This window comes from Nocardia abscessus NBRC 100374 (genome assembly GCF_000308455.1).
Lineage (GTDB): Bacteria > Actinomycetota > Actinomycetes > Mycobacteriales > Mycobacteriaceae > Nocardia > Nocardia abscessus.
In genome coordinates, this window is sequence record NZ_BAFP01000139.1 from 185,937 (window position 1) to 204,401 (window position 18,465).

At 69.7% G+C, this 18,465-nt stretch carries 18 protein-coding genes; 14 read left to right on the plus strand and 4 right to left on the minus strand.

What is annotated here, in order from left to right:
- Positions 1 to 189: 189 nt before the first annotated feature.
- The 3 genes from ON19_RS28420 to ON19_RS28430 form a co-directional block, all read right to left on the minus strand.
- Positions 190 to 1,110 carry a CDP-alcohol phosphatidyltransferase family protein gene (locus ON19_RS28420; protein ID WP_051169382.1) on the minus strand — a complete coding sequence of 307 codons (921 nt, stop codon included), beginning with the start codon at positions 1,108 to 1,110 and terminating at the stop codon, positions 190 to 192.
- A complete protein-coding gene (locus tag ON19_RS28425) occupies positions 1,110 to 1,838 on the minus strand; it encodes a phosphatidylserine decarboxylase (protein WP_043699301.1) in 729 nt (242 codons plus the stop codon). The genes ON19_RS28420 and ON19_RS28425 overlap by 1 nt, the downstream gene beginning before the upstream one ends.
- Positions 1,839 to 1,941: 103 nt before the next feature.
- Positions 1,942 to 2,214, minus strand: coding sequence for a GlsB/YeaQ/YmgE family stress response membrane protein (locus ON19_RS28430; protein WP_043699723.1), 273 nt, complete (start codon positions 2,212 to 2,214; stop codon positions 1,942 to 1,944).
- A gap of 220 nt (positions 2,215 to 2,434) precedes the next feature.
- Here ON19_RS28430 and ON19_RS28435 point away from each other — a divergent pair, with 220 nt between their 5' ends.
- A complete protein-coding gene (locus ON19_RS28435) occupies positions 2,435 to 3,463 on the plus strand; it encodes a beta-ketoacyl-ACP synthase III (RefSeq protein ID WP_043699303.1) in 1,029 nt (342 codons plus the stop codon).
- Positions 3,464 to 3,547: 84 nt separating this feature from the next.
- Here the strand turns inward: ON19_RS28435 and ON19_RS28440 are convergent, their stop codons facing one another.
- On the minus strand, positions 3,548 to 4,003 hold the full coding sequence (locus ON19_RS28440; protein ID WP_043699305.1) for an SRPBCC family protein: 456 nt from the start codon (positions 4,001 to 4,003) through the stop codon (positions 3,548 to 3,550).
- Positions 4,004 to 4,210: 207 nt separating this feature from the next.
- Here ON19_RS28440 and ON19_RS28445 point away from each other — a divergent pair, with 207 nt between their 5' ends.
- From ON19_RS28445 to mnhG, 13 genes are all read left to right on the plus strand, one after another.
- Positions 4,211 to 4,408: a hypothetical protein gene (locus ON19_RS28445; RefSeq protein ID WP_043699312.1), complete on the plus strand. Its 198-nt coding sequence runs from the start codon at positions 4,211 to 4,213 to the stop codon at positions 4,406 to 4,408.
- Positions 4,409 to 4,461: 53 nt separating this feature from the next.
- Positions 4,462 to 6,129 (plus strand): NAD(P)/FAD-dependent oxidoreductase, encoded by a 1,668-nt coding sequence (locus ON19_RS28450; RefSeq protein ID WP_043699315.1) that lies wholly within the window; start codon positions 4,462 to 4,464, stop codon positions 6,127 to 6,129.
- A gap of 13 nt (positions 6,130 to 6,142) precedes the next feature.
- Positions 6,143 to 7,645 (plus strand): ATP-binding protein, encoded by a 1,503-nt coding sequence (locus ON19_RS28455; protein ID WP_043699317.1) that lies wholly within the window; start codon positions 6,143 to 6,145, stop codon positions 7,643 to 7,645.
- Complete coding sequence (locus ON19_RS28460) at positions 7,642 to 7,995, plus strand: UBP-type zinc finger domain-containing protein (protein WP_043699318.1); 354 nt, start codon at positions 7,642 to 7,644, stop codon at positions 7,993 to 7,995. Before ON19_RS28455 ends, ON19_RS28460 begins: the two co-directional genes overlap by 4 nt.
- 72 nt (positions 7,996 to 8,067) lie before the next feature.
- Positions 8,068 to 8,508 (plus strand): hypothetical protein, encoded by a 441-nt coding sequence (locus ON19_RS28465; RefSeq protein WP_043699319.1) that lies wholly within the window; start codon positions 8,068 to 8,070, stop codon positions 8,506 to 8,508.
- Positions 8,509 to 8,584: 76 nt separating this feature from the next.
- Positions 8,585 to 10,852, plus strand: a complete 2,268-nt coding sequence (locus tag ON19_RS28470; RefSeq protein ID WP_043699726.1) for an AAA family ATPase — start codon at positions 8,585 to 8,587, stop codon at positions 10,850 to 10,852.
- A gap of 135 nt (positions 10,853 to 10,987) precedes the next feature.
- Positions 10,988 to 12,295 (plus strand): hypothetical protein, encoded by a 1,308-nt coding sequence (locus ON19_RS28475; RefSeq protein WP_043699321.1) that lies wholly within the window; start codon positions 10,988 to 10,990, stop codon positions 12,293 to 12,295.
- Between the two features lie 110 nt (positions 12,296 to 12,405).
- On the plus strand, positions 12,406 to 15,312 hold the full coding sequence (locus ON19_RS28480; RefSeq protein ID WP_043699325.1) for a Na+/H+ antiporter subunit A: 2,907 nt from the start codon (positions 12,406 to 12,408) through the stop codon (positions 15,310 to 15,312).
- Positions 15,309 to 15,686, plus strand: a complete 378-nt coding sequence (locus ON19_RS28485) for a Na(+)/H(+) antiporter subunit C (protein WP_043699326.1) — start codon at positions 15,309 to 15,311, stop codon at positions 15,684 to 15,686. Before ON19_RS28480 ends, ON19_RS28485 begins: the two co-directional genes overlap by 4 nt.
- Positions 15,683 to 17,296: a Na+/H+ antiporter subunit D gene (locus ON19_RS28490; protein WP_043699333.1), complete on the plus strand. Its 1,614-nt coding sequence runs from the start codon at positions 15,683 to 15,685 to the stop codon at positions 17,294 to 17,296. Before ON19_RS28485 ends, ON19_RS28490 begins: the two co-directional genes overlap by 4 nt.
- Complete coding sequence (locus tag ON19_RS28495) at positions 17,293 to 17,868, plus strand: Na+/H+ antiporter subunit E (RefSeq protein WP_043699341.1); 576 nt, start codon at positions 17,293 to 17,295, stop codon at positions 17,866 to 17,868. The genes ON19_RS28490 and ON19_RS28495 overlap by 4 nt, the downstream gene beginning before the upstream one ends.
- The gene (locus ON19_RS28500; RefSeq protein ID WP_043699728.1) at positions 17,865 to 18,125 is read left to right on the plus strand and encodes a monovalent cation/H+ antiporter complex subunit F; all 261 of its coding nucleotides are present in this window, start codon (positions 17,865 to 17,867) and stop codon (positions 18,123 to 18,125) included. The genes ON19_RS28495 and ON19_RS28500 overlap by 4 nt, the downstream gene beginning before the upstream one ends.
- A complete protein-coding gene (gene mnhG, locus ON19_RS28505) occupies positions 18,122 to 18,457 on the plus strand; it encodes a monovalent cation/H(+) antiporter subunit G (protein ID WP_043699344.1) in 336 nt (111 codons plus the stop codon). The genes ON19_RS28500 and mnhG overlap by 4 nt, the downstream gene beginning before the upstream one ends.
- The last annotated feature ends 8 nt before the right edge of the window (positions 18,458 to 18,465 follow it).

An 18,465-nucleotide genomic window follows, 5' to 3' on the forward strand; every position in this document is an offset into this window, starting at 1 on the left:
CATCGAACCCGCCATCGATAGCACAGCCAGAACTGGGCAGAATCTCAATATATCCGCGGTTCAGAGGCTCACTGAACCAACGACACCTAACGCCGCCAACGCTTGACAACGACACCCATCGCACGCTAGTTCGATGCGAGTACATGGAGTTACCCATGTACTCACGAAACCAGTTGTCTCCTGGAAGAGCTACAAAAGATCCGAACTCGGTGGCGGATGACCGTTCTGGCGCTGCTTCGCACCAGGGCGGCGCAGTCGCAGACGAGCCGACGAGCCACGGATGGCCGGTCGCCGGATCGCCGGAAGCCGCCGGTCGGCCCGGCGTTGCGCCCGGCGTTCGGCGGGTTTGTGTGTCCAGGTCTCCGGACGCGCGGCCACCCAGCGCTGGGAATGCCAGGCGAACGGGATATGACCCAGGTACAGCGCGACCAGCACCAGCAGCAGCACGATCGGATAGGTGACCAGCGCCGCCGCGGCGAGCGCGACCAGCACCAGCAGTCCCGCCGCCGCCTGCGGCGCCACCGACACCGACTTCATGGCGAGCGTCGGAATGGTGCTGACGCACAGCGCGGCGGCGAACACCGTCCACGCCGCGACCTCGTAGAAGCCGACCCACCAGCCGTCGCCGAACTGCACGAACAGCGCCACCGGCACCATCGCGATGAGCGCACCGGCCGGAGCGGGCACGCCGACGAAGTACTCGCGCGCCCAATCCGGCCGGGTGTCGTCGTCCATCAGGGTGTTGAACCGGGCCAGGCGCAGCACGATGCTGACCGCGAACAGCAGCGCGACGATCCATCCCACGCTGTTGCTGCTGAGCAGGGTCACATACAGGACGAGCGCGGGGGCGACGCCGAAGGAGATGGCATCCGACAGCGAATCCAGCTCGGCGCCCATCTTCGTGGTGGCGTCCAGCATCCTGGCCAGCCTGCCGTCGAGGGTGTCCAGCACGGCCGCCGCGCCGATCATGGCCAGCGCGATATCGAGCTCGCCGTCGAGGCCGAACTTCACCGACGAGAGCCCGGAGCACAGCGCCAGGATGGTGACGATGCTGGGCAGCAGGCGGATGCTCCGCCGCCGGCGCCGCTGGGTGGGTGCCGCCGCTTCCATCACGAGTCGGCGGTTGAGCCGAGCACGGCGAGCACGGTCTCGCCGCCGATCGTGCGCTGACCGGGCTGCACGAGTAGTTCGGTGCCCGGCGGGAAGTACGTGTCGACCCGCGAGCCGAAGCGGATCAGGCCGTAGGTGTCGCCGATGGTCAGCACGTCGCCGACCTGGGCGTCACAGACGATGCGCCGCGCGAGCAGTCCGGCGATCTGCACCACGACCACCCGGCTGCCCTCCGGCGTCTCCAGGACCATGGTGTTGCGCTCGTTCACCGAACTCGCCTCGGGCAGGTCCGCGGAACGGAATTGGCCGGGCTGGTGCAGCACCGTGCGCACGATGCCGGAGACCGGCGTGCGCTGCACGTGCACGTCGAGCACGGACAAGAAGATGCTGACCCGGGGCAGCGGCTCGTCGCCGAGACCGAGCTCGGCGGGGGGAGCGGCGGTGTCGACCAGGGCGATCTCGCCATCGGCGGGGGCGACCACGACGCCCGGCCGGTTCGGCGGCACGCGATGCGGATGACGGAAGAAGGTCGCGCACGCCGCCGCGGCGAACAGACTCGTGCGCCGCACCCATCTGCGCTTGCCGCCGACGACGGCGACCGCGAGGGGCGCGGCGACGAACGGGAGCCCGGCGGGATGCAACGGAGGGATCGCGTTGCGGACCAGGTCGACGACGTGGCCGACTCCGGTTCGTTCAGGCGTGCCGGGCGGGGTGGGACGGCGGGCCACAGGCTCCTCTTTCGTGCTCGATACAAACGGGTTGCGCTTCCTCAACGATAGGACGGGCGCAAGCGTTCACACCTTACGGGAAGGGAGCCTGTGGCACGCGGGGTCAGGACCTGACTCGGGCCCCCGTGACCAGTCGAACCAGGAACAGCAGGATGACCGCGCCGCCCAGGCAGGTGAAGAAGCTGAACCAGAGCCCGGCGCCCTCGACGTCGACTCCGAACAGCCTCAACAGGAACCCACCGAGCAGACCACCGACCACCCCGACGACGATATTCAGCAGAATGCCCTGCTGGGCGTCCGTCTTCATGATCTTGCTGGCGATCCATCCGGCCAGACCGCCGATGATGATCCATCCGATAATCCCGAGACCGAGCATGGTGTCCTCGCATCCTAGTTGGGCCACGCCTCGTGCAGCAGTGGCGTGCTCCGTCGAGATACCCAGCGATTGTCGAAATACGCGCGGCGAATTAGCGACTTTCGGGCTAATATGAGGAAGCCTCATGTCTATCCACCGATGGACATGAGCTGATGAGGGACCGATTTCGATGCTTCGGGGAACACCCGGCGGCGCCGCCGCAGGTACATAGGAGACGCAGATGGCTGCTCGAATCGCCCAGACCACCGGGGCTGAGCACACGGCGCTTCTCGGGCTCGGCGTTTACCGCCCTGCTCGAGTGGTCACCAACGACGAGGTGGCAGGTCCGATCAACTCCAGCGACGAGTGGATCCGCACCAGGTCGGGCATCAAGACACGGCGGTTCGCCGACGAATCGGAGACGATTCAGAGCATGAGCGTCGCGGCCGCGCGCGGCGCGCTGGAATCCTCGGGCCTCGCGGTCGACCAAGTCGATTGCGTGATCGTTGCTACCTCGACCCATCTGTTGCTGACGCCGGCGGCCGCGCCGCGCATCGCCACCGAACTCGGCATGAACGGCGCCGCCGCCTTCGACGTCTCGGCCGGCTGCGCGGGCTTCTGCCACTCGATCGCGCTGGCATCGGATCTGGTCCGCGCGGGTACCGCCGCACACGTGCTCGTGATCGGCGTGGAGAAGCTGACGAACACGGTCAACCCCACCGACCGCTCCACCGCCTTCCTTTTCGCCGACGGCGCGGGCGCGGTGATCGTAGGGCCCGCCGACGAGCCGGGCATCGGCCCCACCGTGTGGGGCTCGGACGGCACCCAGCACCACGCCATCCGGCAGGACAAGGACTGGATGGAGTACTTCCACGAGATCGATGAGAAGGGCCTGGAGGCGGTGCGGCCGTATCTGGCCATGGAAGGCACCGCGGTGTTCCGGTGGGCCGCGCATTCGCTGGAGAAGGTGTGCCGGGACGCCATCGACCGCGCCGGCCTGTCTCCGGAGGACCTGGACGCGATGATCCCGCACCAGGCCAACGGCCGCATCATCGAGATCATGGCCCGGGTGCTGAAGCTGCCCGAGCACTGCGCGCTCGCCAACGACATCGAGGACGCGGGCAACACCTCCGCCGCCTCGATCCCGCTGGCGATGGAGGCGCTGCTGCGCAAGGGCGAGTCCAAGCCGGGCGACACGGCCCTGCTCATCGCGTTCGGCGCGGGCCTCTCCTACGCGGCGCAGGTTGTGAACCTGCCCAACTGGAAGTAACGCCGCACTCGCCGCGGTGCTGTCACGGCCTCCCGTGACAGCACCGCGTCACGCGTGTCCGACGGCGAAGTCGCCGCGCGGGCCTCAGGCGCCCGCCTCGACCGCCGTCTTGATCTTGCCCAGCGTCTCGTTCATGCCGCGCACCAGCTGCTCCTCGAACGAGAGCTCACCGCCGAGCACAGCCTCGATCGCCTTGCGGGAGAACCAGGTGGTGCCGTTGGGCACATCCCGCCGCTCGATCAGCCGCGTGCCCGACTCGGTCGGCTCCAGGGTGTAGCTCCACACCGTCCGGTTCTCGGTGACCCGGAAGGCGAACGCCTGGTTCGGCTCGAAACGCACGATCCGGGAGGTGGTCGGCCAGTATTTTTTGCCGTCGCGATTGAGGTTGACCGTCCAGGTGCCCGCCCGGAGCGAGCCGAGCGCCACCATGCGCACACATTGCGGGCTGAACTCCGGCATCCGCTTCAGATCGGAGACCACCGCCCACACCCGCTCAGGGGGTGCGGCGATGTCGATGGTGGCTTCGAGATTCTTCGGCAACGCTGCCTCCGGGATACGAGCGACGGACCGATGGCCGGTTGTCCGAACGCGTGTGGACGATGCGCGCACATTTTAGACGGGAAGACAGCTACGTCACATTTCGCTACCGACGCACCGGCCGCTGTAATGCGCGGCGGACAATCACAGATAGATGAAGCAACAGACACTGCCTCCAACTTTCGGCGTCCCAACGTGAGGTGATCGGCCGTGAAACTGCGCTCCCTGCTGCATCTTCGACCCGCGGACCAGGTTCCGCTACTGCCCGCCGTCGAGCCCGAGAACAGGCGAAGAACCCGCGGCGCGTCGGCATTCCCGCGCACCGCCCGCGCGGCCGCACAGGAAGAACGTCTGGAGCGCCTGCTCACTCCGCGTGAGCTCGATCTCGTCCGGCATCATCGGCTCTGAGCCGTGGGCGAACGCCCACGACAGACCGCATCGACAGGCTCCATACTCGTCAGGTGAGTTCTCCCGCTGCTACGAAACCGGCCATCCTGAGCGTCGATGACGATCCGGGCGTTTCCCGGGCGGTCGTCCGCGACCTGCGCCGCCGTTACGGCGCCGAATACCGGATTCTGCGCGCGGAGTCGGGTGCGCAGGCGCTGGAGGCGCTGCGCGAGATGAAGCTGCGCGGGCAGCCGGTCGCGGTGTTGATCGCCGACTACCGGATGCCGGGCATGGACGGCATCGAATTCTTGGAGCAGGCGATGGACCTGCATCCCTACGCGCGCCGCGTGCTGCTGACCGCCTACGCCGACACCAACGCCGCGATCGACGCGATCAACGTCGTCGACCTGGACCATTACCTGCTCAAGCCGTGGGACCCGCCGGAGGAGAAGCTCTACCCGGTGCTGGACGGCCTGTTGGAGGCCTGGCGCGGCAGCGAGCATCGGCCGGTCACCGAGACCAAGGTGGTCGGCAATCGCTGGTCGCCCCGGTCGTCACAGGTGCGCGAATTCCTGGCCCGTAACCAGCTGCCCTACCGGTGGTACCTGGCCGACGAGCCGGAGGGCGCGCGCCTGCTGGAGGCGGCGGGGGCCGACCCCGAGCGCTGTCCGGTGGTGATCACCTCGGCGGGCGAGGCGCTCGTGCAGCCCTCCGACAGTGAACTGGCCCGGAACGTCGGCCTGACCGTCGCCGCGGCCGGCGAGTTCTACGACCTGATCGTGGTCGGCGGCGGTCCCGCCGGTCTGGGCGCGGCGGTCTACGGCGCGTCCGAGGGCCTGCGCACCGTGCTCGTGGAACGGACCGCGACCGGCGGGCAGGCGGGGCAGAGCTCGCGCATCGAGAACTACCTGGGCTTCCCCGACGGCCTGTCCGGCGCCCAGCTGGCCGACCGGGCGCGGCGGCAGGCCGCGAAGTTCGGCGCCGAGGTGGTCACCACGCGCGAGGTGGTCGCGCTGGAGGTGAACGGGTCCGCGCGCACCGTGCGGTTCGCCGACGGCGGCAGCCTGTGCGCGCACACGGTGATCATCGCGACCGGCGTCGACTACCGCCGCCATCCGGCGCCGGGCGTCGACGATTTCACCGGGCGCGGCGTGTACTACGGCTCGGCCATGACCGAGGCGTCCGAGTGCGCCGATCACGAGGTCTACATCGTGGGCGGCGCGAACTCCGCGGGCCAGGCCGCGGTGTTCCTGTCCCGCAACGCGCGCACCGTGCACCTGCTGGTCCGGGCGGATTCGCTGGAGCAGTCCATGTCGCACTATCTGATCCAGCAGATCGCGCAGATCGGCAACATCCAGGTGCACACCAACACCGAGGTGGTCGCCGCCGACGGCGCCGATCACCTGCAACAGATCGTGCTGCGCGACAACCGGACCGGCGCCGAGGAGAAGGCCGACGCGGAGCGGCTGTTCCTGTTCATCGGCGCCGCGCCGCAGACCGAGTGGCTCGACGGTGTCGTCACCCGCGACGACGCGGGTTACGTGCTCGCCGGGCCGGACCTGATGGTCGACGGCGCACGCCCCGCGGGCTGGGAGCTGTCCCGGCCACCGCACCATCTGGAGACGAGCGTGCCCGGCGTGTTCGTGGCGGGCGACGTGCACGCCGAGTCGGCCAAGCGCGTCGCCTCCGCCGTCGGCGAGGGCGCGATGGCCGTCATGCTCGTCCACCGTTATCTCGCCTGATCAGGAGGCCGCAATGACTTCGAACCAGACCGCGGACCGCAGCAGCAGGCTGGTGTGCGACCCCGCCGAGCTGCGCACCCTGTTCCTGTTCGAGAAACTGAACGACGAGCAACTGGAATGGCTGTGCGCCGACGGCCGGATCGAGACCATCGAACCCGGTCTCGTCTTCCGCGAAGGCGAACCGGCCACCTGCTTCTACGTGCTGATGGACGGCGAGGTGGTGCTCACCAAACAGTCCGCGGGCGCGGAGATCGAGCTGGTCCGCACCGAGCACCACGGCTCCTACGCGGGCGCGTGGATGTCCTATATCGGCGACAAGGTCGAGCAGACCTACAACGGCTCGATGTACGTGACGCGACCGTCGCGGTTCTACGTGCTGGACGCCGAGGTCTTCGCCCGGATGATGCACGAGTGGTTCCCGATGGCGGTGCACCTGCTCGAGGGCGTGTTCTTCGGCAACCGCAACACCAACGCGCGCATCGGCGAGCGCGAACGGCTGCTCGCGCTCGGTTCACTGTCGGCGGGTCTCACCCACGAGCTGAACAATCCGGCCGCCGCGGCGGTGCGCGCCACCGCAGGCCTGCGCGAACGAGTCGCCGGCATGCGGCACAAGCTCGCGATGATGGCGGAGGGCAAGTTCGATCCGTCCTCCCTCGGCGCCTTGGTGCGCCTCCAGGAGGAGGCGGCCGCCCAGGTCGCGAAGGCGCCGGAACTCTCGCCCATGGAGGCCGCCGACCGGGAGGACCTGCTCGGCGAATGGCTGGAGGAGCACGGCATCGCCGACGGCTGGAACCTCGCGCCGAACTTCGTCCAGGCCGGCTTCGACACCGACTGGCTGGAGCGCGTGGCCGCCACGCTGGAAGGCGCTCCGGAACAGGTGTTCCAAGGCGCCGTCCGCTGGCTGAACTACACCATCGAGACCGAGTTGCTGATGAACGAGATCGGCGATTCGACCACGCGGATCTCCTCGCTGGTCGGCGCCGCGAAGCAGTACTCGCAGATGGACCGGGCGCCGTTCCAGGTGGTCGACATCCACGAACTGCTCGACAGCACGCTGGTGATGCTCAGCCGCAAGATCGGTGACGGGGTGCGCGTGGTCAAGGAGTACGACCGCACCCTGCCCCAGGTGCCCTGCTACGCCGCCGAGCTCAACCAGGTGTGGACCAACTTGATCGACAACGCGGTGTACGCGATGAACGGCGAAGGCACCTTGAGCATCCGCACCAGGCACGAGAACGACTGCGCGGTCGTGGAGATCGGCGACACCGGCTCCGGCATCTCGCCGGAGGCGCGCAACCGGATCTTCGAACCGTTCTTCACCACCAAGCCGATGGGCGAGGGCACCGGGCTCGGACTGGACATCTCGTTCCGCATCGTGGTCAACAAGCACGACGGCGACATCCGGGTGGACTCCGAGCCGGGCGACACCAGGTTCAGCGTCCGGCTGCCGCTGCACCGCCCCGGACAGGAGCAGATCGACGGCGCCACCGCGGCGAACACGGAAGGACAATCATGACCGAGCAACTCGCGGGCATCGATCCCGCCGTCGCACCCAGCGGTCCCGGCTGCGCGGAGTGCGAGCAGAACTCCGGCTGGTGGGTGCATCTGCGCCGCTGCGCCCAGTGCGGGCATGTCGGCTGCTGCGACACCTCCCCCGCGCAGCACGCGACCGGTCACGCGAAGAGCACCGGTCACCCGTTCATCCAGAGTTTCGAGCCGGGTGAGGACTGGTACTACAACTTCGAGACCGGAGAGATGTACACCGGCGGACCGGAATTGGCGCCACCGCACAGTCATCCGGCTGATCAGGGCGTGCCGGGCCCGCGCGGGCGCGTTCCGGCGGATTGGCAGGCACACATTCACTGATCCCGGCGGAACCGGTACGCTGCTGCGAACGCCGGGGCCTCCGGCACCGAGATCCACCCGGGAAAGCACGGTATGAAACGAACTTCCGCCATCGTCCTGGCCGTCGGGACGGTGGGTTTCCTGCTGGCAGGCTGCGGCGGAGCGGACGAGTCCACCGACGCGAACGGATTGCGCAAGGGCTCCGCGAGCGCGACCACGTCCGCCTCGGCCGCGCGCACCACGACCGCTCCCGACACCGCTACTCCGGATACCCCGGCGAACACGGAGGAGCCGGCCACGACGAACCAGAGCGATCCCTCGCTCGGCCCGGCGTCCAGCACCACCTGCGGTGAATTCCGGAAGCTGGACACCGACGGCGAGAAGGCGCTGATCGAGCAGATCCTCGCGGAGAACCCGGGCGGCCCGTTCGACGGCAGCCCGAACGTCGCGCTGGGCACCGCCAAGCTGGTGTGCCTGTCGCCGAGCGTCGCAGGCACCTCGGTCGCGATCGCCGCCGGAATCGTGAAGAAGTAGGCGGACGACCCCTCCTCCACGGGCCGCGGAACGATGAACCGTGACCGATGCCGTGCTGACGCGGCAGAATGGCACAGTGGCAGAACTGGCACTCACCGCCCGCTTGAATCCCTCCGCCGCTGACGCCCGGCGCGGGGTGGTCCGGCTGCATCCGGAGGCGCTGACCGCACTGGGATTGCGGGAGTGGGACGGAATCATCCTGGTCGGCTCACGGCGCACGGCCGCGGTGGTCGGCGTGGCGCGCCAGGGAACGCCCGCCGGGGTCGCCCTGCTCGACGACGTCACGCTGTCCAACGCCGGGTTGCGTGAAGACGCGACCGTGGTGATCTCCCCCGCCACCGTCTACGGCGCGAAACAGATCACGGTGAGCGGCTCGGTACACGCCACCCGGACGATTCCGGGCGCGACCCTGCGGCAGGCGCTGCTCGGGAAGGTCGTCACGGTCGGCGACGCGGTCTCGCTGTTGCCGCGCGACCTCGGCCCCGACATCAGCTCCGCGGCGGCCAGCCAGGCGCTGTCACGCACTTTCGGCATCGCCTGGACCACGGAGTTGCTCACCGTCACCGCCACCGATCCGCGCGGGCCGGTGAGCGTGCAGCCGAATACCGCGGTCGTCTGGGGCGCGGGGGCGGTAGCCGCACGCGCCGCCGCCGATCTGGCCTCGGCCGGAACCCCGATCCCGGTGGGCGAGGCCTCGCGCGGCGCCATCGAGGCCGCCGTCTTCGACACGGCCGCGGGCACCAACGGCGCCACGGTGGGCCGGATCGCGGCGCCCGGGGACGCCACCGCGATCATCTCGGTCGAAGACCTGGCCGGCGCGCGCAGCCAGGCCGCGAAGCTCGGCGAATGGCTCACCCTCGCCTTGGACGAGCCCGAACTGCTGCGCACGCTCGGCGCACGCCCGCACCTCGGCGTGCTGATCACCGGCCCGGCCGGTGTCGGCAAAGCGACGCTGGCCCGCTCGGTCGCTGCCCCGCGGCGCGTGGTGGAGCTGGACGGCCCCACCATCGGTGCGGCCGAGAGCGGGGCGCGGCTGCGCGTGGTCGCCGAGGCGGTGGCCGATATCGGTTGCGGCAAGGGCGGCGTCCTGCTGATCACCGACATCGATGCGCTGCTGCCCGCGGCCGCCGAGCCGGTCGCCACGCTCATCCTCGACCAGTTGCGCGCCGCGATCGCCGAACCCTGCGTCGCGTTCCTCGCGACCACGGCGCATCCCGCCGGGATCGACCAGCGGCTGCGGGCACCGGACCTGTGCGACCGCGAACTCGCGCTGCCGCTGCCGTCGGCCGCCGTGCGCAAGGCGCTGCTCGAGCAGCTGTTGCGCCGGGTGCCGACCGCGGAGCTGAAGCTCGACGAGATCGCCGCGCGCACGCCGGGATTCGTGATGTCGGATCTGGCGGCGCTGTGCCGGGAGGCGGCGCTGCGCGCGGCGTCACGGGCCAGGGAGCAGGGCGAGCCACAGCTCACCCAACCCGACCTGCTCGGCGCGCTCGAGGTCATCCGGCCGCTGTCGCGCTCCGGTATGGAGGAACTCGCCATCGGCAGCCTGAGCCTGGACGACGTCGGCGACATGGTGGAAACCAAGCAGGCGCTGACCGAGGCGGTGCTGTGGCCGCTGCGGCACCCGGACTCCTTCGCCCGCCTCGGCATCGAGCCGCCGCGCGGGGTGCTGCTCTACGGCCCGCCCGGCTGCGGCAAGACCTTCCTGGTGCGCGCGCTGGCCGGTACCGGTCAGCTCAGCGTGCACGCGGTCAAGGGCGCCGAACTGCTGGACCGGTGGGTCGGCTCGTCGGAGCGCGCGGTGCGCGAATTGTTCCAGCGGGCGCGCGATTCCGCGCCGTCGCTGATCTTCCTGGACGAGGTGGACGCGCTGGCCCCGCGCCGCGGCCAGAGTGCCGACGCCGGTGTCGGCGACCGGGTGGTCGCGGCACTGCTCACCGAACTCGACGGCGTGGAACCGTTGCGTGACGTGGTGGTGCTGGGCGCGACCAACCGGCCGGAGCTGATCGACCCCGCGCTGCTGCGGCCGGGCAGGCTGGAACGGCTGGTCTTCGTACCGCCGCCGGACGCCGCCGCCCGGCGGGAGATCCTGCGCACCGCCGGCCGCGCGGTGCCGCTGGCCGCCGACGTCGACCTGGACGCGCTCGCCGAGAAACTGGACGGCTACTCCGCCGCCGACTGCGCGGCGCTGCTGCGCGAGTCCGCGCTCACGGCGATGCGCCGGGACATGCACGCGGCCGACGTCACCGCGGCCGACGTGCTGGCCGCCCAGGCGGTGGTGCGGCCCTCGCTCGACCCGTCACAGATCGACACGCTGCGCCGGTACGCGGACAGCCGCGGCTAGATCACAAGCGAGGCGCGAACTTCAGCCAATCCCTGGTAATTCGGGCTACGCCGCAGTTTTCCACTCGCAGACATTTATTGGCGAATTTCCAGCAATCACAAGATCTGGTGCGCACCACGGGTATGTTCGACAATCGTGCGCAGGGTCAGGGTCGGCGAGATCGTCGACGCGACCACGGCCTTCACCGGAGCCGCGGTCGCGGGCGTCACGCTGTTCCTGCCGGTCACCGTCAGCGCCCAGAGCCAGTCCACGTCGTACCGGATCGCCGGCCTGCTCAACAGCGTGCCGCGCAGCGCGGCGCTGGGGGTGATCGTCGCCGTGGCGGTCGCCGTGCTGGTCTCCACCACCACGCGGCCGCTGACCGGGTGGGCGACCGCGACGGCCGCCGCCACGGCCCAGCTGATCAACCACTTCGCCGGACGCCAGGCGTCGACGGCCGAGATGCTCACCACGCAGAACTACATCGACTCGGTGTGCGCCGCGGTACTGCTCGGCGGGCTGGGAGCCGTGGTGTTGCGCCGCCCGCTGCCCGGCGCGGCCTTCGCGGTGGGCGGAGTGGGATTCTTCGGCTTCGGCGATCTGGCGGAACTGCTGAACATCAACGTGGACGCGTACGCGGTGCTGGAGACCCCGACGCGCTGGATGCTCGGCGCGGCGCTGGCCCTGCTGGTGATCAGCACCCTGCACAACTGGAAGCGCACCGAGGAGCCGAAGACGCCGCGCATGGCGATCGCACTGCCGGTGACGCCGATCCTCGCCGCCATGGTGCTCGCGCTGGTGGTCCTGGCCGGTACCGAGTGGCTGGGCCGCCAGTACAGCAAGCTGCCCGCCGAGAGCCACCTGGTCGAGATCGGGATCGTCGTCGCGGCGACGATCGTCAGCGCGACCGCCGCGGCCATGCTGCTGCCCGGCCGCGACGGCACCGGTGTCTACCTGGCCGTGAGTCTCACCGCGGCGGTCGACGCCGTGGGTTACGCGGTCCGGCCCGGCTGGACCTCCGCGGTGCTGATCGCCTTGACCGCCGCCGGACTCGCCATCGGCGCCCGCATGCCCTCGGCCGCCCTCGCCATCCTGCTGCTCGCGGGTATCGCGGTCTTCGCCATCGTCACCTCGACCTCCGCGGGGACCGTCGCCTTCGCGGTGATCAGCGGCGTCATCGCGTTGACCGCGGGTTACTGCTGCGGCACGGCGCGACCGCACTACGCGCCCAGCGGTGTGCTCGCGATCACCGCGCTCTACCTTCCCTCGGCGGTGTCGGTGATGCCGGACAAGTTCAAGGACTGGCGCGAGGACGTGACGGTGCACGACGCCACCCCGGGCCGCACCGCGCTCGCCATCGTCATCGGCAGCGCGATCGGACTCGTCGTACTGCGCAAATTCCGGCCGCGTAGCAAGCGCCGGGCAAAGGGGCAATCGGAAAGCGAATCATTAGCGGATATATAGCCGCTGTTCCCGCGGATGGCGGACGCCATACTTACCCCTTCCGCGAAAAATGCAGGCTTTACGTAGGATTGTCCAGGACACCCCGCCGCCCCTACCCGACGGAGTGAAGTTTGCTCGCAATCCTGCTCGCTCATGCCGCAGCCGCCTTGACGGCACCGCTGTGGGTGCGGGCACTGGGGCGCAACGCTTTCTACCTGTTGGCCGCGGTGCCACTCGGCTGTCTCGGCTGGGTGATTGCGAATTGGTCCGAGCCGCAGCGCGTTCGCCTGAGCTGGGCGCCGAGCATCGCATTGAACATCGATCTGCGGTTCGACACGCTCGCGGCGGTGCTGTGCGCGCTCGTCCTGGGCATCGGAGCGCTGGTCCTGGTCTACTGCGCCAGGTACTTCGAGAACGACCAGGCGCGGCTCGGGGTGTTCGCCGCCGAGCTGGTCGCGTTCGCCGGCGCCATGTTCGGCCTGGTCACCAGCGACAACATGGTGCTGCTGTATGTGTTCTGGGAAGCGACGACGGTGCTGTCGTTCCTGCTGATCGGTCACAACGCCGAGCAGGCGGCCAGCCGCAGGGCCGCGATCCAGGCCCTGCTGGTGACCGGCGCGGGCGGATTGGCGATGCTGGCAGGCATCGTCGTGCTGGGCACGGCGAACGGCAGCTATCTGCTGTCGGATCTGCTCGCGAATCAGCCGCCGAGCGGGGTCGCGGTCGACGTCGCGGTGGCGCTGCTGCTGGTGGGCGCGCTCACCAAATCCGCGGTGGTGCCACTGCATTTCTGGCTGCCCGGCGCGATGGCGGCGCCGACGCCGGTGAGCGCGTACCTGCACGCCGCGGCGATGGTGAAGGCAGGCGTGTACCTGATCGCCCGGCTCGCACCGGTCTTCGCGCAGAGCCCGGTGTGGCATCCGCTGGTGCTCACCCTCGGCCTGGCGTCGATGCTGCTGGCGGGGCTGCGATCATTCCAGGTAGTCGACCTGAAACTGGTGCTGGCCTTCGGCACGGTGAGCCAGCTGGGATTCCTGATCGTGCTGGTCGGCATCGGCACGCCCGACGCCGCGCTGGCGGGCGTGACGATGATCGTCGCGCACGCGCTGTTCAAAGCGTGCCTGTTCCTGGTGGTCGGGATCATCGATCACGGTGCGGGAACGCGCGACCTGCGCAGGCTGTCCGGTCTCGGCCGCCGCGCTCCGGTGCTGTACGGCACCGCGATCCTCGCGGCGCTCAGTATGGCCGGCATCCCGCCGCTGCTCGGTTTCGTCGGCAAAGAAAGCGCGCTGAGCGCCGTCATGAACGCGGACGTACTCACCGCGCCCGCACGCGGGGCGGTGCTGGCCTGCGTCGTGCTCGGTTCGATACTGACGGTCGCTTACAGCATCAGGTTCGTCCAGGGCGCATTCGCCGACAAGGGTGTCGAAGGTGAGCCCGCTCCCGGCGCCACCACACCGCTCGCCCACCACCCGAGCGAAGTGCCCGTCGCCGCGGGCCGGCCGGAACCCGAGGACCATCTCCGCTGGCACCCCCCGGGTGCGCTCTTCCTGGCGTCACCGGTGCTCCTCGCCGTCGCGGGCCTGGTGGCCGGTCTCGCGCCGTCCTGGTTGGACGCACGGTTGCGCCCCTACGCCGAAACGCTTGCCGGCACGCCGGTTTCCCATCTGGCGCTGTGGCACGGCTTCGGCCCCGCCCTGGCGGCGACCCTGCTGATCGTCGTCGGCGGCGTCCTGCTGTACCGGCTGCGCGACCGCTTCCCGGAATCGGACCACCCCCGCCTGGGCAATGCCGACCGGGCCTACGACGCCACGCTGCGCGCGATGGACACCCTCTCCCTGCGGATGACCGGCGCCGTACAGCGTGGGTCGCTGCCGCTGAGCCAGGCCACGATCCTGGTCACACTGATCATCCTGCCGACCGTCCTGCTCGCCCTGGGCACCCGTACCGGAGTCACGTTGCGCCTGTGGGATTCGCCGCTGCAATCGGCCATCGGGGCGATCATGGTGGTCACCGCGCTCGCCGCGACGGTGCTGCGCAACCGGTTGGCGAGCGTGCTGGTCGTCGGTGTGACCGGATACGGCAGTGGTGTGATCTTCGCGCTGCACGGCGCGCCCGACCTCGCGCTCACCCAATTCCTGGTGGAGACGCTGACGCTGGTGATCTTCGTTCTCGTGCTGCGCGTTTTTCCCGCGCGGATCGAGGCGAGCCGCAGGACCGCGTTCAAGGTGCGCAGGGCGCTACTGGCGGTGGGAACGGGAACGGTGGTCGCGGTCCTGGCCGGGTTCGCCGTCGCGGCCCGCACCGCCGAACCCGTCTGGCCTCGGATCCCCGACGCCGCCTACGAGTTCGGCGGCGGCAAGAACGCCGTCAACGTCTTGCTCGTCGACCTGCGGGCATGGGACACCCTCGGCGAGATCTCGGTGCTCGTCGTCGCCGCGACCGGCGTGGCCTCACTGGTCTTCCGCAGCAGGCGTTTCGGCAGCGCGCCACGGGCGGCGGACTCTCCCGACTATGATCCGGCGCTGGTGAGCTGGCTGCCCGCGGGCCGGTTGGTCGACCGGGCCGAGCGGTCGATGGTCCTGCAGATCACCACGCGCCTGGTGTTCCCCACCATCATGGTGTTGTCGGTCTACTTCTTCTTCTCCGGCCACAACGCCCCCGGCGGTGGCTTCGCGGGTGGGCTCACCGCCGGGCTCGCGCTGACCCTGCGGTATCTCGCGGGTGGCCGCTACGAGCTGGGTGAGGCGCTCCCCGTAGACGCGGGCCACGTCCTCGGGGCGGGCCTCACGCTGGCGGCGGGCACCGCGGTGTCGTCGCTGCTGCTCGGCGCGCCTCCGCTGTCCTCGGCGATCATCGAGGTTTCGCTGCCGGTGGTCGGGCACGTCAAGGTGGTCACCGCGCTGCTGTTCGATCTCGGCGTCTATCTCATCGTGGTCGGCCTGGTGCTGGACGTGCTGCGCAGCCTCGGCGCGCGGCTGGACAGCGAGCTGGCCGACGCCGAGACCCCCTCGGCGAACGGGGGTTCCGGCGCATGACGGCCAACCTGACCTTGCTGGTGGTGATCGGTGTCCTGGTCGCGTGCGGGGTGTACCTGATCCTGGAACGCGCGGTGTCGAAGATGCTGCTCGGGTTGATCCTGTTCGGCAACGCGGTGAACCTGCTGATCCTCACCGCGGGCGGCGGCGACGGTAAGCCGCCCATCCACGGCGCCGCCGACACCGAGGAGATGGCCGACCCGCTCGCCCAGGCGATGGTGCTCACCGCGATCGTGATCACCATGGGCATCGCGGCATTCGTGCTCGCCCTCGCCTACCGCGCCTACATGCTCACCACCAGCGACGACGTCGCCAACGACGAGGAAGACGCGGAGGTCGCCCGGCGGCGGGCCGGAGAGGATCCGGAGACGTGACCCCCGCTTCCGGCCTGCTGCCGATCCTCATGCCGCTGCCGGTGCTCGTTCCGCTGCTCGGCGCCGCGGCCACGCTCGTCTTCGGCCGCAGGCCCCGGATCCAGAGCGCGGTCAGCGTCGGCGCGCTGTCCTGCGTCGTGGTGATCTGCGGCCTGCTGCTGTTCCTGGCCGACCGGCACGGCACCACCGCGTTGCAGGTCGGCAACTGGGCGGCCCCGATCGGCATCACGCTGGTGGTGGACCGGCTCTCGGCGGCGATGCTGCTCGTCTCGTCGATCGTGCTGTTGTCGGTCGCGCTCTACGGCGCGGGCCAGAACATCCGCGACGGCGACGAGCGGCAGCCGACCTCCATCTACCGGCCCACATATCTGGTTCTGACCGCCGGTGTCTCGGCCGCCTTCCTCGCCGGTGACCTTTTCAACCTCTTCGTGGGCTTCGAAATTCTGCTCGCGGCGTCGTTCGTGCTGCTCACCGTGGGCGCGACCACCGAACGCATCCGGGCGGGCGTGGCCTACGTGATGGTGTCGATGGTCGCGTCACTGATCTTCCTCACCGGCATCGGACTGACCTACGCGGCCACCGGGACACTGAATCTCGCCCAGCTCGCCGTCCGGTTCGGCGCCGTGCCGGAGGGCACGCGCACGGCCGTCTTCGCGGTGCTGCTGGTGGCGTTCGGCATCAAGGCAGCCGTCTTCCCGCTGTCGAACTGGCTGCCCGACTCCTATCCGACCGCCCCGGCCCCGGTCACCGCCGTGTTCGCCGGCCTGCTCACCAAAGTCGGTGTCTACGCGATCATCCGGACGCACTCGCTGCTGTTTCCCGACGGCGGCTTCGACTCGGTGCTACTGGTGTGCGGCCTGCTCACCATGCTCGTGGGCATCCTCGGCGCCATCGCGCAGAGCGACATCCGCCGTCTGCTGTCGTTCACGCTGGTCAGCCACATCGGATACATGGTGTTCGGGGTCGGGCTGGCCAATGCGGCCGGGCTGGCGGGCGCGGTGTTCTACGTGGCGCACCACATTCTGGTGCAGACCGCGCTGTTCCTGGTGGCCGGACTGATCGAGCGGCAAGCTGGATCGACCTCGCTGCGCCGACTGGGCGGGCTCGCCGCGGTGAGCCCGCTGCTGGCCGTGCTGTTCTTGGTTCCCGCGCTCAATCTCGGTGGCATTCCCCCGTTCTCGGGGTTCATCGGCAAGGTGGCGCTCCTGCAGGCGGGCGCCGAGAAGGGCAGCGTGCTGGCCTGGGTGCTGGTGGGCGGCGCTGTGCTCACCAGTCTGCTCACCCTCTATACCGTGGCCCGGGTATGGAGCAAAGTGTTCTGGCGACCGCGCGAAGACGCGCCCGAGGGCCATCTCACCGCGGCGAAGCCGCCGACGTTGATCGAGGACACGACCGACGTGCACTACGACGAGCGCACCGATCCCGGCCGGATGCCGCCGCTGATGGTGCTGTCCACGGCGGCGCTCGTCACGGTCGGTCTGTGCCTGGCGGTCCTGGCAGGCCCGATCCTCGCGATCGCCGACCGGGCGGCGATCGACCTGCGCGATCCCGGCGTGTACATCAATGCGGTGCTGGGCGGCTCGCCCGGCGAACCGGGAGGTCCGCGATGAGCGCCGAGCAGACCCGGCGGGGCCCGCGGCGCGACACGGTGGTCCGGGTCGGCATCCTGGTGTGGCTCACCGTGGTCTGGCTCGCCCTGTGGGGCGATCTCAGCGTCGCGAACATACTGGGCGGGCTGGTGGTCGGCGCACTGATCATGGTGGCGCTGCCGCTGCCGAGAGTGCCGGTGACCGGTCGGTTGAATCCGCTTCCGCTGGTCGAATTGATCGTGGTGAGTGCGTATTACGCGCTGAAGTCGAGTCTCCAGGTCGCGTGGTTCGCGATCCGCCCCGCCGGGGCGCCGGTGTCCGGGGTCCTGCGGGTGTACTCGGCCACGCGGTCGGATCTGGTGCTGGTGCTGTGGACCGACGTGCTCAACCTGATCCCCGGCACCATGGTGCTGGAGATCGACCGCGGGCGCTGCGTCGTCTACGTGCACGTCCTCGACGTGGGCAGCGACGCGGCCGTGGCCGAGTTCTACCGGACCACGCGACGATTGGAACGCCTGCTGATCGAAGTGTTCGAACGCCCGACCGGATGGCCGCACTCCCGGCCGACCACACCACCGGAGGTGACAGGGTGACCGTCGTCGCCGTCCTCGCCGCCGTCATCCTGGCCGCGGCCGCCCTGCTCACCACCTACCGCGTCGTGGTGGGACCGAGCACCCTGGACCGGGTCGTCGCCGTCGACTCGCTGATGGCCATCGCCGCCTCCGGACTGGCCGTGTGGGCGGCCTACAGCGCCGACACCACCGTGGTGCCCGCGATCGTGGTGCTGGCGCTGGTCGGCTTCCTCGGCTCGGCCGCGGTGTCCCGATTCCGGGTGCGGGACGAAAAATGAACCTCTGGCAGGTGCTCGCGGGCGCCCTGATCCTGTTCGGCTCGACGCTCGCGCTGACCGCCGCGATCGGGATCGTGCGCTTCCCCGACACGCTGACCCGGATGCACGCCGCCACCAAGCCGCAGGTCGTCGGACTGATCCTGGTGCTGGTGGGCGCCGCGATCCAGCTGCGCGGTCAAGGCAACGTCTGGGCACTGGTGCTGGTCGGGCTGTTCACCCTGGTCACCGCCCCCGTGATCGCCCACATCATCGGGCGCACGGCCTACCGGGAGCAGCGCCACCGCGACGGTCTGCTGCGCGTCAACGAGATGCGCGACGACGACGTCGATTGACCCGCCCG

Bases quoted from the DNA above. Each gene is read 5' to 3' on its own strand.
- ON19_RS28420 (WP_051169382.1), bottom strand. From the start codon at position 1,110: ATGGAAGCGGCGGCACCCACCCAGCGGCGCCGGCGGCGGAGCATCCGC.
- ON19_RS28430 (WP_043699723.1), bottom strand. From the start codon at position 2,214: ATGCTCGGTCTCGGGATTATCGGATGGATCATCATCGGCGGTCTGGCC.
- ON19_RS28435 (WP_043699303.1), top strand. From the start codon at position 2,435: ATGGCTGCTCGAATCGCCCAGACCACCGGGGCTGAGCACACGGCGCTT.
- ON19_RS28455 (WP_043699317.1), top strand. From the start codon at position 6,143: ATGACTTCGAACCAGACCGCGGACCGCAGCAGCAGGCTGGTGTGCGAC.
- ON19_RS28460 (WP_043699318.1), top strand. From the start codon at position 7,642: ATGACCGAGCAACTCGCGGGCATCGATCCCGCCGTCGCACCCAGCGGT.
- ON19_RS28465 (WP_043699319.1), top strand. From the start codon at position 8,068: ATGAAACGAACTTCCGCCATCGTCCTGGCCGTCGGGACGGTGGGTTTC.
- ON19_RS28485 (WP_043699326.1), top strand. From the start codon at position 15,309: ATGACGGCCAACCTGACCTTGCTGGTGGTGATCGGTGTCCTGGTCGCG.
- ON19_RS28495 (WP_043699341.1), top strand. From the start codon at position 17,293: ATGAGCGCCGAGCAGACCCGGCGGGGCCCGCGGCGCGACACGGTGGTC.
- mnhG (WP_043699344.1), top strand. From the start codon at position 18,122: ATGAACCTCTGGCAGGTGCTCGCGGGCGCCCTGATCCTGTTCGGCTCG.